Source organism: Sulfurimonas sp. HSL3-7, from assembly GCF_039645985.1.
Lineage (GTDB): Bacteria > Campylobacterota > Campylobacteria > Campylobacterales > Sulfurimonadaceae > Sulfonitrofixus > Sulfonitrofixus jiaomeiensis.
The window spans coordinates 2,163,983-2,177,463 of record NZ_CP147919.1 but is presented as its reverse complement, the minus strand read 5'-3'; the positions used below and the strand labels follow the sequence as shown (position 1 = coordinate 2,177,463).

General features: G+C 47.5%; 15 protein-coding genes. 12 read left to right on the top strand and 3 right to left on the bottom strand.

What is annotated here, in order from left to right; translation table 11 throughout:
* The first annotated feature begins 22 nt into the window (after positions 1–22).
* The 9 genes from WCY20_RS10830 (at position 23) to WCY20_RS10790 (ending at position 6,182) form a co-directional block, all read left to right on the top strand.
* The gene (locus WCY20_RS10830; protein WP_345975070.1) at positions 23–676 is read left to right on the top strand and encodes a response regulator transcription factor; all 654 of its coding nucleotides are present in this window, start codon (positions 23–25) and stop codon (positions 674–676) included.
* A complete protein-coding gene (locus tag WCY20_RS10825; RefSeq protein ID WP_345975068.1) occupies positions 642–1,490 on the top strand; it encodes a HAMP domain-containing sensor histidine kinase in 849 nt (282 codons plus the stop codon). Before WCY20_RS10830 ends, WCY20_RS10825 begins: the two co-directional genes overlap by 35 nt.
* Positions 1,491–1,949, top strand: coding sequence for a TonB-system energizer ExbB (gene exbB / locus WCY20_RS10820; RefSeq protein ID WP_345975066.1), 459 nt, complete (start codon positions 1,491–1,493; stop codon positions 1,947–1,949).
* Positions 1,949–2,329, top strand: coding sequence for a biopolymer transporter ExbD (locus tag WCY20_RS10815; RefSeq protein ID WP_345975064.1), 381 nt, complete (start codon positions 1,949–1,951; stop codon positions 2,327–2,329). Before exbB ends, WCY20_RS10815 begins: the two co-directional genes overlap by 1 nt.
* Positions 2,330–2,332: 3 nt before the next feature.
* Positions 2,333–4,330 carry an EAL domain-containing protein gene (locus WCY20_RS10810; RefSeq protein WP_345975063.1) on the top strand — a complete coding sequence of 666 codons (1,998 nt, stop codon included), beginning with the start codon at positions 2,333–2,335 and terminating at the stop codon, positions 4,328–4,330.
* Positions 4,327–5,016 carry an START domain-containing protein gene (locus WCY20_RS10805; protein WP_345975061.1) on the top strand — a complete coding sequence of 230 codons (690 nt, stop codon included), beginning with the start codon at positions 4,327–4,329 and terminating at the stop codon, positions 5,014–5,016. The genes WCY20_RS10810 and WCY20_RS10805 overlap by 4 nt, the downstream gene beginning before the upstream one ends.
* A gap of 102 nt (positions 5,017–5,118) precedes the next feature.
* Positions 5,119–5,301 (top strand): hypothetical protein, encoded by a 183-nt coding sequence (locus WCY20_RS10800; protein ID WP_345975059.1) that lies wholly within the window; start codon positions 5,119–5,121, stop codon positions 5,299–5,301.
* Positions 5,289–5,756, top strand: a complete 468-nt coding sequence (locus tag WCY20_RS10795; RefSeq protein WP_345975058.1) for a hypothetical protein — start codon at positions 5,289–5,291, stop codon at positions 5,754–5,756. Before WCY20_RS10800 ends, WCY20_RS10795 begins: the two co-directional genes overlap by 13 nt.
* Positions 5,757–5,768: 12 nt before the next feature.
* A complete protein-coding gene (locus tag WCY20_RS10790; RefSeq protein WP_345975056.1) occupies positions 5,769–6,182 on the top strand; it encodes an NUDIX hydrolase in 414 nt (137 codons plus the stop codon).
* On the opposite strand, the gene WCY20_RS10785 is transcribed toward WCY20_RS10790, so the two are convergent.
* The 3 genes from WCY20_RS10785 to WCY20_RS10775 all read right to left on the bottom strand — a co-directional run bounded on the left by WCY20_RS10785 (position 6,169) and on the right by WCY20_RS10775 (position 8,542).
* Complete coding sequence (locus WCY20_RS10785) at positions 6,169–6,678, bottom strand: DUF308 domain-containing protein (protein WP_345975054.1); 510 nt, start codon at positions 6,676–6,678, stop codon at positions 6,169–6,171. The genes WCY20_RS10790 and WCY20_RS10785 overlap by 14 nt on opposite strands.
* 121 nt (positions 6,679–6,799) lie before the next feature.
* Complete coding sequence (locus tag WCY20_RS10780; protein ID WP_345975052.1) at positions 6,800–7,300, bottom strand: M48 family metallopeptidase; 501 nt, start codon at positions 7,298–7,300, stop codon at positions 6,800–6,802.
* A 21-nt stretch (positions 7,301–7,321) separates the two neighbouring features.
* Positions 7,322–8,542, bottom strand: coding sequence for a hypothetical protein (locus WCY20_RS10775; RefSeq protein ID WP_345975050.1), 1,221 nt, complete (start codon positions 8,540–8,542; stop codon positions 7,322–7,324).
* 171 nt (positions 8,543–8,713) lie between these two features.
* On the opposite strand from WCY20_RS10775, the gene pepN reads away from it, so the two are divergent.
* The 3 genes from pepN to WCY20_RS10760 all read left to right on the top strand — a co-directional run bounded on the left by pepN (position 8,714) and on the right by WCY20_RS10760 (position 13,417).
* Entirely contained in the window at positions 8,714–11,320 is a 2,607-nt protein-coding gene (gene pepN / locus WCY20_RS10770) for an aminopeptidase N (protein ID WP_345975049.1), read from the top strand.
* A 354-nt stretch (positions 11,321–11,674) separates the two neighbouring features.
* Positions 11,675–13,144, top strand: coding sequence for an FAD-dependent oxidoreductase (locus WCY20_RS10765; RefSeq protein ID WP_345975047.1), 1,470 nt, complete (start codon positions 11,675–11,677; stop codon positions 13,142–13,144).
* 108 nt (positions 13,145–13,252) lie between these two features.
* On the top strand, positions 13,253–13,417 hold the full coding sequence (locus WCY20_RS10760) for a hypothetical protein (protein WP_345975045.1): 165 nt from the start codon (positions 13,253–13,255) through the stop codon (positions 13,415–13,417).
* Positions 13,418–13,481 lie beyond the last annotated feature (64 nt).

Genomic DNA, 13,481 nt, shown 5'->3' with positions numbered 1-13,481 from the left:
GTAGATTGCAAGGGAGTGTTTCTTGTCTGATATTCTGCTGCTTGAAGATGACCTTCTTTTGGGCGAGACCCTCGAAGACCTGCTTGATGAAGAGGGATATAATGTGCAGTGGTGCAAGAACGGACAAGAGGCTCTGGACCTCTCCTATGCATCTAAATTCGATCTCTATGTGTTTGATATCAATGTTCCTCTGATCAACGGGCTGACCCTGCTGAGCGAACTGCGAAACGCTGATGATTTTACCCCGGCGATCTATCTGACCTCGCACCAGGAGAAGGAAGTGATGCTTGAGGGGTTTGCAAACGGGGCGGATGATTATCTTAAAAAGCCTTTTGACACGGATGAACTGCTTCTGCGTATAAAGGCGTTGCTGCGCCGTTCCCAAGGGAAATCAAAAGTATGTACCGGGACACTCTGCATAGATCGTGAGCGGCATATGATCTATGAAGACCGTAAGGAACTTGTGCTCTCTAAAAAAGAGTACATACTGCTTGCTCTTTTTATCGATAACAGCGATAAAACGGTCAGCAAAGAGATGATCATCGATGCGCTTTGGAGTACGGAAGAAGGGGTGAGCGACGGGGCCATCCGTGTCTATATCAACCGTCTTAAGCAGGAACTTTCAACGGTTGAGATCCAAAATGTCCGCGGGATCGGGTATCGTCTTGTTTCGTAATGTTGAGATCGTCATCCTTGTCTTTTTTGTGATCACGACACTGCTGATCATCTCGCTCTTCGCCTACCTGCAGGAGGCGGTTTCTCCACCCTACCTTGTCTCGATCATAACGGCGCTTGTACTGATCGCCGGTGTTGCGATAGCCAAACTCTCCATCGAGCCGCTGCGCGAACATTTTGATCAGCTGGAGCATTTTTCCAGAGAGATACTGCACGAGCTTAATCTGCCTATCAACACGATCATGACAAACACGGCGATGCTGAAAAAGAATATCGAAGATGAACGCGCGCTTAAACGCTTCCACCGCATTGAAGCGGCATGCGGCATGCTTGAAGAGCGCTACAAAGAGCTTGACTATCTGATCAAAAAGCAGATGCAGCGTGAACGGATTGAGACCTTTGATGTGGCAGATCTGGTGGTAGAACGGTTGAGGCTGTTGAAGCCACTCTACAGCAATGCCCGGTTTGAGGAAGATTTAGAATCTATTAGTGTAAATATCGATAGAATAGGCCTAGCAAAGGTGATCGACAATATTATTGACAACAGTGTGAAATACTCACCGAAAAATGCTGAGATCAGTATCGTTATCAAGAATAAGAAGCTGTCTATCAGCGACAAAGGGCGGGGAATGGATGAAGTTGAACTCTTCCAGATCTTCGACAGGTATTATCAGAGCGACGAGAGTGATCTTGGTTTTGGCATCGGACTGGGTCTGGTCAAGAACTATTGTGATCGTTATAAAATAAAACTGCATGTCAACTCAAAAAAAGATAAGGGTACGACAATGCAGCTAGACTTTTCAGGAGTAGCGTAAATGGATTCAACGGCATGGCTGGCGTTAGCAGAAGAGGTACTTGATTATGGTGTCATGGGGACACTGGCGATCATGAGCGTGGTTGCATTGTGGCTCTTTATTGAGCGGATGATGTTCTATAAAAGTATCAAACTTGAAGAGTACGATAACCGGGAACTTTTGGAAGTTGATCTTACCGACAACCTCTCAGCTCTTTCGGCCATCGGCGCCAACGCCCCTTATGTGGGGCTTATTGGAACAATCTTGGGGATTATGATCACCTTTTACGGCCTGGGAGAGGTCGGTACGGTCGATACCAAAAAAGTGATGACCGGACTGGCACTGGCGCTTAAAGCGACGGCATTCGGTATTATCGTTGCCATTCCTGCGATTGTTTTTTACACGACAGCGATGCGCAAGGTAGAGCGTTTAAGCGCTATCTGGGATGCTAAACAGCCGCAAAAAGATACGGAAAAATAATGAAGCAGCGTAAAAAATTCGATCAGATCAATGTGATCCCGCTGATCGATATCTTGCTGGTGCTGCTGGTGATGGTCATCACGACGGCCACCTTTATCAAGCAGGGTATCCTGCCGATAGAACTCCCGGAGGCAAAGGCGTCCGATAAAAAAGAGGATCAAAAAGAGTTTGATATCTACATTACGAAAGAGGGAAAGTATCATCTCGATAAAAAAGAGATCTCTATCAGTGATCTTGAGGAGAAACTGAAGTCGATAGACCCTGAACAGACCGTCGTGCTGCGCAGTGATAAAGATGCGAGTTTTCAGCATTTTGTCACCGTGATGGACATGTTGAAAAAACTCGAACACAAACAGCTCTATATCGTCACAAAAGAGTAACAGATGTCAGAGCAGCTCTTTAAACCGGCAATCAGGCTGATGAAAAGAGTTTCGCCGGACGTGAAAAACCTCTCTTTTCTTCTCGGTGCCCTCCTGTTAATAGCCGGATCCGCTCTGTACACTTTGGAATATGGACTCTCAAACACGCCCTACCTCTATCTGATTTTGACATTTTTACTGCTTTGGCTCTATTTTTACAGTGCCAATATCTACAGCCTCAAACAGAGTATCGAACAGATCACAAAAACACTTGATGAGATTGCTCAGGGCGGGTACGCTTCGCGGGTGGAGAATGTCAGTGCAGGCGAATTTGACCGCATCGCAGGTTCCGGCAATGCGATGCTTGCCACCTTGCAACAGAAAAGTGCTTTTCTTGAAGAGTATAAGCGGGTGGTCGATGCCAGCGCACCTCTTGTCAAGACGGATATCGACGGGCATATCACCTATGTCAATGCGGCGTATGAAAAGCTCAGCGGCTACAGTGCAGATGCGTTGATCGGTCACTCCCATGCTATTGTCCGTTCAGATCAGACAAGCGACGATTATCTGGAAACGTTTTGGACGACGATCTTGAACAAAGAGATTTTCAAAGGTGAGTTTCAGAACCGTAACAGAGAGGGCAAGATGTTCTATGTCGAATCAACGGTCGTGCCTATTTTGGATGAGAAGGGGGAGATCTTTGAATTCATCTCGATCATGTTCGATATTACGGCGAGAAAAGAGCAGGAACAGGAACTTGAGCATCGGTTGTATATCGACAGGCTGACCGCCTTGCCAAACAGAACGGCGCTGCACCGGGCGTTGGAACGTTCGTCCGAACATAAGCTGATCCTGATCAATATCGATGATTTCAATACCATCAATACGATCTACGGCGAACGTATCGGTGACGAACTGCTGGTCAGGTTCGCTCATAAACTGCAGACAATGCTCTCGAACGAGAATTTAAAGCTTTTTCATCTTAGTGCAGACGAATTTGCGATCCTGGCAGATAAAAAAGTCTCGGCGGACTTTTTCCGAGAGGATGTGGTCTTGCTCTCACACCAGCTCAATGTGATCGAACTGCAATGTTTTGCCCATACGATTACGGTCCGCGCCCGTATAGGTGCGGCGGCAGGGTCTGAAAATGAGAACCTCCGTTCACTGATCTCCATGGCCTCGCTTGCCTTGCGCGATGCCAAAAAGCGCCAACAGTCCTACGCTTTTTATTCGGACAGTGCAGATAACCTTTTGCATCTTGAAGAGAACTTTTTGACCTTGGAGATGCTTGATTTTGCACTTAACAACCAGACGGTCAATGTCCATTTTCAGGCGATAGCCAATACAGAAACACATGAGATAGAGAAGTTCGAAGCCCTGGTGAGAATCACAGACAGGGACGGAAAGGTGCACTACCCCAGCGAGTTTATCCCCATTGCCAAGGGGGCACGGCTCTACAGCCAACTTTCGATGGAGGTCTTTGCCCAAACCATAAAGATGGCACAGCACAACCCCTCTTTTGACTTCTCGTTCAATATCGAGATGGCGGATATCCTGGACCCGAAGAGCAGCTATTTTATTCTTTCCAGACTGCGTCAATCCGGCTGCGCTGAGCGGATCGTCTTTGAGCTGGTCGAATCGCAGGAGCTTGAAGGCAGCGAAGAGGTCTACCGCTTTTTTAAACTGATCAAAGAGGAGGGCGCCAAGATCGCCATCGATGACTTTGGAAGCGGGTACTCCAATTACGCATATCTGATGAAGCTCGGTGTTGATATCGTCAAGATCGACGGTTCATTGGTCGCCGATATTACGACCAATCTGAATAACAAACGTATTGTCAAGTCCATTATCAACATCATCCACGATCTTGGGATGAAGGTGGTTACCGAATTTGTTGAGGACAGAGAGATTTACCAGATGATTGTACTTTTAGGCGCTGACTATGCACAGGGGCATTTTATTGAGAAAGCGACTAACCTTGACGTCACGGCCCTCTTGCAAAGAGGAGAGCAGGAGGTATGATGCGACGGTATGTCGGCATCTTGCTTTTGCTCTTCTCCCTTTTGCAGGCGGACAATTGGGAACTGACAAAAGAGAGTGACGGTGTTGCTGTGTACACCCGAAACGTTGAAGGTTCACCGTTTCTAGCGTTTAAAGGGGTAACTGTAGTCGAGGGAAGCGTTGACGCCCTGGTCGCAATCTTATATGATACGCCCGCCGCTCCTGCGTGGCTGCATCAATGCCGTTTAGCCATGACCCTCGAAGAGGTGCGTTTTGAAGAGAACTATGTTTTCCAAATCTATGATCTCCCATTTCCCGTCAGTGACCGTCAATTAATCCTGCGTTCAACGCTTTTTTTTACAGAGAACGGTGTACGGGTTGAGATGCACGAGGCCAACACCTTTTGCGATGAGCAACAGAGTGATCGCTGTCAGAAGGCAAAGGCGTCAGATCTTATCCCGATCAAAAGATCCCGAGGCCACTATCTCTTTATTCCCCAGGATGAGAAGAGAACGAAAGTCATTTGGCAACACCATATTGAACCCGGCGGCAGCATTCCGGGGTGGCTGGCCAATGCGCTGGTCGTTGATGTTCCCTATAACTCGTTGTCCGATCTGAGAACACTGGTCAAAGAGGAGAAATACCGTTCTATGACGATAGAAAAGCTGCAAAGACTGTGGCAAAAGCAATATAAAGCGTTCCATTAGCGTCGCGGTGTTTTACTTTGTTCAGGGCTCTTTTAAAGAGCATTTTTGCTGTTTTGGCCTATGATAAGCCTGTAGAATCCGGTCCCCACCAAAAGGTAGAGAATGCAATGGCGTATGACGTATAACAATATTGACGGTGCCGCCTGTTCGGCAAGAGGTATCGCACTGCGGGGCTCCAAAGAGGAGCTTGAATCATTGGCCCAAGAGTTAGAAGGGACGATCTGCAATGTCATGATCGAAGAGAACAGAACATTTTCAAAAAGGGAGAAGCGATGCGATCGATAAAAAGAATAGTTGCGGGTCTGTTGTTTTCGTTTACGGCACTTTTTGCCGCGGAGCAGAAAGCGGTCTTTGACCTGACGACAGGTGATGTACCGACGATAGAGAAACACCTCATTAAAAACATAGAAGGGCTTGCCCGGTATTACAAAGCAAACGATATCACCTTCAAGGCAGTCGTCGTTATTTCGGGAAATGCCTATAAATATTTTGTACGTGACCTGGAGAACTCCCCTTTCAAAGATGAGAACGATGTTGTTCGTGCACAAAAAAAACTGGCTCCCTTGTTGGCAAAACTGCATCGTGAATACCAGGTCGAGTTCGATATGTGCCAAGCCGGAAGACGGGCCCGCAATATTGACATGAAAGTGCTTTATGACTATGTTCAAAGCGACAAGAACAAAAGCGTCTACTTAATCATGTGGCAGAACAGGGGCTATGCCTATCTGCCGGTACATTAAAGTGGGGGCATAATGATAGAGACACCCTATGTCGCAGCTGATGGCATTGTCGAGATCTATATTGACAGTACGTTCAAAGGCATTGTCCTGATCGATAGGCTGAACCCACCTTACGGAACTGCACTGCCGGGCGGTTTTATGGATATCGGCGAGACGATAGAGGCCTGTCTGAAACGGGAGATGAAAGAGGAGATCGGCCTGGATGTTGAGATCGAGCATCTGTTGGGGCTCTATTCCGATCCTTCACGTGATCCGCGTTTTCACACAATCTCAGCGGTTTATATCTGCCGGGCTGATGCACTGCCGCAAGCAGGCGATGATGCAAAGAGTGCCAAAGTGGTCGTGCTGGACGAGCTTGAGAAAGAATTGTTCGTGTTCGATCACGGCAAGATTATCGAAGACTATTTGGCCTTTAGGGGCGAATAAAGATCTTGCGCCCGGAGTAGAGAACACTTAGGCCGTCAAAGATGAGCGTTAATGCGATGAAGATACCGATCGCTTTGGCGGAGAATGTCTGGAAAGCTACAAGATAGGCGAAGAGAGCCGAAAAAAGAGCGTTTGCCAGCCAGGCAAAGGCCGTACGGTTTTTACGGGTCATAGAGGCGAAAAACAGATCGCATGACATGGCCCCGAGAAAATAGGCTGTGGCGATAACACGTGCCGTGCCGCTCTCGCCGTAGGGCAAGAGCAGAAAGAGCAGTCCAAACAGTATTAAAAGATGTGTCTTTATGCGACTGGCCAGGACGTCCGGATTGAGTTTTTTGGTCAAAAAGAAAGAGATGAGACCGCTCACCACCATCGTTGCACTGATGACAGTTGCCGGTGCAAATGTTGAAAAGCTGGCGTAGACCCCTGCGATGATGCCGATGATGATAAAGAGCGTGCCGATCCATCTGCTTTTGGACTCGTAGTCATCGCTCAACCCATTTTTTTCAATTTTAATCCACAAAACATAACACCATATTAAAAAATATTATTTTAGTGCCGGAATAATGCCCTGAAATTGATAAAATTGGGGTAAAAAGCAGCGCACATACAGGCATCTAATAGAGCTTTCCGAAGTGGTCGATGCAGGTGAGGTAGAGGCGGGTGTCGAATTCCAGCTGATGGTAAGAGGGTTCCATATGCTCACAGAGTTTGTAGAAGGCTTTGTTATGCTCTTTCTCTTTAAGATGGGCGAGTTCATGGACGATAATCATACGTAAAAATTGCTCCGGGACATTTTTAAACATCGATGCGATCCGGATCTCGTTTTTACTTTTAAGCTTCGATCCTTGCACCCGGGAGGCGAAGGTGTGCAAACCGAGCGCGTTGTTGATGACATGGATCTTGCCGTCATAAACCACCTTGCTGATCGGCTGTGTCTTCTTGAGGTAACTGTTCTTTATATCGAGAGTGTAGTCATAAAGGGTTTTGTCTGTTTTATAGTTATGACAAACCGGATATTTTTGCGTGAGAAAACGGGGCAGTTTTTCAGCTTTTATCAGCGCAACGACCTGCTCTCTCGTCGTCTCGCTGTAATGCGAAAGATATTTTAAGGTCATTTTATGCAGATGTGATGCGTGCTACTGCTTTGATGCATCAAGGCTTTTATTTAAGATATCTTCAATATCTTCGACACTGAGATCAAATTGGGCGAGCAGGGTCTGCATCGTTGCAAAATTTCCCTCTTCAATGGCAATGGCTATCGCCAACAGATTACCCAGAGTGCCTGTACGGTTTACCAGCGCATCTTCGACGTCCGGCTCCAGATCAAAGACTTTGAGCGTCGTCTCCAAGGTGGCATCAAAGACATTTTCCAACAGCGAAAGCATGGCGACGAGACGGGCCTGCGTTTTCAACTTCTCATTCTGGTGTGTTTTGATCTTCTCCAGGATACCGAGCATCGTGTCGATACGGTTCTGGATTAAAATAGAGTAGGAACTTTTACTCGTCTCTATCTTTTTGCTTGAGCGTGAGTAGATGATCATCATCAGCCACTGCATCAGTCTCGCTTCCCCGACATGCGTGACAATATCTTTGATGGAATGGCTCTCTTTAAGATCAAAACCGGGAATAGATTTGACATATTGCAACAGTTGAAGCGTAAGCTCATTATGGCGTTCGAACTCATTGCTGATATCTTCCATACTGCAGGACTGGAGCATATTAAAGAGACGTACGACGCCCAGGTGTTTCGGATCGAGACGGTTCTGCTCGATGGTGTAGATATCTGCAATAAAATAACCTTGAAAATATTTGAATCCCATCTCCCTGTACGCATCGTAGATCTCCTGGAACTCTATCTTCTGGGCAATGAGGGTCTGGTCTTTAAAGAGCGCAAGGTGGTTTTGAAGGTTTTCGATATCGGTTTGAGCAGTATCTATTTTTACATAACGGATATACGGCATGACCGGTGCAAAGTTCTTGATAAACTCATCATCAAAACGCGCATTGTCGAGTGCAAATGTATAGCCCTTGGCAAAAAACTGTTCGAGATTGGCAATCTCTTTTTTCCCTAAAGTAACATCCGTAGCGAGTTCAAAGACAAAACGGTCTTTGGGAAGATTATAGAGTATATCGGTCAGCAATATGTCGCCGCTGATGTTGATAAAAGCCTTGGCTTCGCCGATACTGTTGTCGACGCCGACCTGATTGAGAATATTGACCAAAACGGAAGCGGTTGCAGATCTTGGGTCGGTGAAGTCTCTATTCCCTTCATCATCGCGATAAAAAAACTCATAAGCGATGGTCGTATTGTTCGTATCGACAATGGGTTGTCTTGCCATAACAAGTTTACTGGACATCGTTATCCTTTCGGCCTCTTCTAAAAACCATAATCACGGATCTCAGCGGCGCGCTTTTATAATATGGCTTTATAGTACAAAAGATATTCTAAGAAAGAACATAAAGCGCTGCCGCTTCTATTTCTCTTTATCCCTATAATGGTATGATTTCTCAAAAATTACGGATAACAGATGAGTCAAGCCAAGCCGATACTTTTAGAAGATTATACACCTCCGAGCCATCATATAACCCACACGGATCTTACGTTTGAGATCTTTGATGAACATACCCTTGTGATCAACCGAATGCAGGTTAAACGTCTGGAGAGCGGTGCGACATCGCTCTACCTTAACGGCAGCGCCCTGAAACTGCTCTGTGTCAAGGTAGATGATGTCAAAGCGCAAGAGGATGCATTTGTGCGTGATGAAGAGGGGCTAAGCATTTTTTGTGACAAAGATGCATTTGTCCTACAGGTCGTTACCAAGATCTATCCCGATGAGAATACAGCACTGGAAGGGCTTTATCGCTCGGGGACTATTCTGTGTACGCAAAATGAGCCTGAGGGGTTCCGTTCGATCAGCTACTTCCTTGACCGTCCCGATAATATGAGTATCTTTACAACGACGATCATTGCAGAGAGCGCACGCTATCCTGTTTTATTGAGCAACGGTAACCTTGTCGAGCAAGAGCAGTATGAAGAGGGACGCCATATGGCCAAATGGGCCGATCCTTTTCCGAAACCCTCTTACCTTTTTGCTCTTGTCGCCGGTGATCTTGGCGTTGTAAACGACAGTTTTACGACGACGAGTGGACGCGAGATCGAACTCAATATCTATGTCGACAAAGGTAACGAGAACAAGTGCGGCCATGCGATGCGCTCGCTTAAAAATGCGATGAAGTGGGACGAAGAGAAGTACGGCCGCGAGTACGATCTTGACATCTACAATATCGTTGCCGTTGACAGTTTCAATATGGGGGCAATGGAGAATAAGGGGCTTAACATCTTCAACTCGCACTACGTCCTTGCCGACGAAGATACCGCGACAGATCAGAACTTCATGGGGATCGAGAGCGTGATCGCGCATGAGTATTTTCACAACTGGACAGGCAACCGTATCACCTGCCGCGACTGGTTCCAGCTGACGTTGAAAGAGGGGTTGACCGTTTTCCGCGACCAGAGTTTCAGCGCTGACATGAACGATGCGGCGGTGCAGCGCATCAGTGACGTCAAGGCACTAAGGGAGCGGCAGTTTGTCGAAGACGCTGGCCCGACAGCCCACCCGATCAAACCGGAAAGCTATATCGAGATCAACAACTTCTACACCGCAACGGTCTATGAGAAAGGGGCCGAGGTGATCCGTATGATCCACACGCTTCTGGGCGAAGAGAAGTTCCGTGCGGGGATGGACCTCTACTTTGAGACTTTTGACGCGCAGGCGGTGCGGACAGAGGATTTCCTCTGGGCAATGCACATCCAGGGGGGATTTGACCTTGAACGTTTCTCTCGCTGGTACTCTCAAGAACGCACACCGACATTGGAAGTACACGAAGAGTATGATGAAAGCACTCGGGAATTCCGTCTCAACCTGAAACAGGTTATCCCGAAATCGGTCAAAGGCGAAGAGCAGCTTCCTTACTACTTTCCGCTCGGATTCGCCCTGCTTGACGCAAAAGGCGAAAAACTCTCTTTTGAGCTCGAACGCGACAACCAGCCTCTTCTGGACCGCGGTATCCTGATCGTCGAAGAGGGCATCGAGACCTTCATCTTCAGGGAGGTGGAACAAAAACCGATACTCTCCGTCAACACGAACTTCAGCGCGCCGTTCAAGATCGAACATCCCGAAGCGGATTTCGATTTTCTGATGCGTTATGACAGCGACGGGTTCAACCGCTATGAAGCGACGCAAAAAACGGCTATGAGAGCGCTGCAGAAATTTATAGAGGATGGTGAGATAGACAGCGCCTACATCACGAGTTTTGGTAGCATTCTGGAAGATGAGACGCTGGGATTGGAGTCGAAGGCGTTTATGCTTGAACTTCCTTCTCTCTCCGTGATGATGCAGGAACAGGAGCTCATCGATGTCCCGCCGATCTCCAAGGCGCGCTCAGAACTCAAAAAAGCTATTGCGAAGGCATACAGAGAACCGATGCTCTCAGTTTACGCCACTTACCATAAAGCGCAAAACAGCGGGCTCGATACACAAAGCATGGGTGAGAGAGCGATGAAAAATGCCGTGCTGAGCTATCTTGTATGTCTTGAAGACGAGGCCATCAATGCCCTCTGTCTGAAACAGTATGAAGAGAGTGTGATGATGACCGACCGGATTGTGGCGCTCGACCTTTTGGAGAATTTCGCCCCGCACCTGGCAGAAGAGCCGCTGGCGCACTTTTATGAGCGTTATAAAGACGATACCCTGGTGATGAACAAATACCTATCGGTATTGGCGGCATCGGAACGCGAAGGGACGATTGACCGTGTCCAGGCCCTGCAGAACGATGCTGTTTACGATGTCAAAGTGCCGAACCTGGTCAGGGCCCTACTGGGTGTGTTTGCCCGCAACGCGGTGGCGTTCCATGCTCCGACCGGTCACGGCTATGCGTTTCTGGCAGAGAAGGTGATCGAACTTGATGCGATCAACCCGCAGATCGCTTCGGGATTGGCTGGCGCGTTCAAGAGCTATGGCCGTCTAAATCATGAAAACAGAACATTGATGAAAGAAGCCTTGGAGATGATCCTAAGCGAGAAAGAGATCTCAAATAACGTCTATGAGATCGTTGAAAAGATTTTGGCGAACTAGCAGTGCTTTCATGCGTTGAACAGCGCTTTTAGCTTCTGAAAAAAACACTGTTTCAGATCTTCGTATCAAAGATACCGATTTGATGCGATTTTCTCTTTTCCTGCATTCAAAAGGGATGTTTTTCATCCGAATAAATCGCTCTCAATTTCCCTCCAGTGGGTGATTCCATCACCTTGTGCATCCTCCGTTTGATTTTTGACATGTTTTTACGTCAACAGTGTGTAAAATCTGCTATAAATTCATGGAATTATCGCAAAAATTCATGTTGTATTAGAATTTGTGATAAGATTGTGATGGATTTGCGATAAAGTGGTTTTAGTAATAAATTAATCGTTATTTACAAAAGGAGAAAAGATGGCTAGAGTCGTTGTATTAGGCGGTGGTGTTTCAGGACACACGGCGGCAACATTTGCTGCAAAGTGGCTGGGTAATGGACATGAGGTTGTTGTCGTTACACCAAACTCAAAATGGAACTGGATCCCTTCAAATATCTGGGTCGGTGTTGGTCAGATGAGCAAAGAAGAGGTTACTTTTGAGCTTGATCCTGTCTATAGAAAAGCAGGTATTACTTATAAACAGGCAAAAGCGGTCTCCCTGAACCCTGAGGGAAGTGCAAGCGAAGCGAAACCTTTTGTAACGATCGAATATACGGGTCAGGGCAAAGCGGGTGAAACCGAAGATGTGACGTATGATTATGTGATCAATGCGACAGGTCCAAAGCTGAATTTCGGTGCGACACCTGGCCTTGGAGAAGGAGCAGAACTTGGCGAGCACACGGTCTCTGTTTGTACGGCGGATCACGCGGTTCATGCTAACGAGAAGCTGCAAGAAGCTATCGAGAAGATGAAAAAAGGGGAGCGTCAGACGTTTTTAATCGGTACAGGACACGGTATGTGTACCTGTCAGGGTGCTGCGTTTGAGTACATTTTTAATGTCGAACATGAGCTGAAAAAAGCAGGCGTGCGTGATCTGGCTGATATGCAGTGGATCTCGAACGAGTCTTTCCTCGGTGACTTCGGAATGGGCGGTCTTCACATGAAGGTCGGCGGTTACGTCGTCAGCTCGAAGATCTTTGCCGAGTCCCTCTATGCTGAGCGGGGTGTTGAATGGACAGTTGGTGCACATGTCTCTAAAGTCGAGAGCGGCAAGGTCGAGTATGAACTGCTGGACGGTTCAAAAGGTGAAAAGCAATTCGACTTTGCAATGCTGATCCCGCCGTTTGCGGGTGTCGGCCTGAAAGCGTACGGCAAAGATGGTGCCGATATCACGGATACGGTTTTCGCGCCGAACGGTTTCATGAAAGTCGATGCGAACTACAACGCAGGGTCTTACGAGAACTGGAAAGCATCCGACTGGCCGCGCACCTACCAGAACCCGACCTACAGCAACATGTTTGCCTGCGGTATCGCGTTTGCACCGCCGCATATCATCTCCAAACCGATGAGCTCCCCGAACGGTACACCGATCAACCCGACGCCGCCGCGTACGGGTATGCCTTCAGGTATTATCGGTAAAGCCGTTGCCCATTCTGTCTGCGACCTGATCACCAAAGGAGAAGGGGCACACCTTCACGAAGCCTCTATGGCCGAGATGGGTGCTGCCTGTGTCGCGTCTGCAGGTAAAGGTCTTACGACGGGTACCGCTGCGGCGATGACGGTCTATCCGGTCGTACCTGACTTTGACAAGTACCCTGGAACAGGACGTGATACCGACTATACCTTCGGTGAGATCGGTCTGGCGGGCCACTGGATCAAACATATCCTCCACCATATGTTTATCTATAAAGCGAAGCTCAAGCCGGGCTGGGGATTGATCCCGGAATAAAGAGGGAATGAAAAAGCCGGTGTTCGGCTTTTTAGTAGGTTTAGGGTCTGATCCTAATGTCTGCATCGCAGACCGCTAAAGAAATAAAATAACGATAAAGGAAGAAAAATGGCAAGAGAAGAAGAAGTCAATTTTGGGCGTAGTTCACAATCGAACACGACGATGATCCCGGGCAGATTCGCGAGAGCGATGCGAACCAATGTTATCTGGCAGTTTCTACGTTTTGTAGTCATAAACCTTAAGATGCTGGTCGTTGTCAGCAAGAGTCACTAGCACGTTTCTGGGGCTTTGCCCCGGATATTTGTTCAAGTCAAACGCGTTTGATTTAAACAAGTAT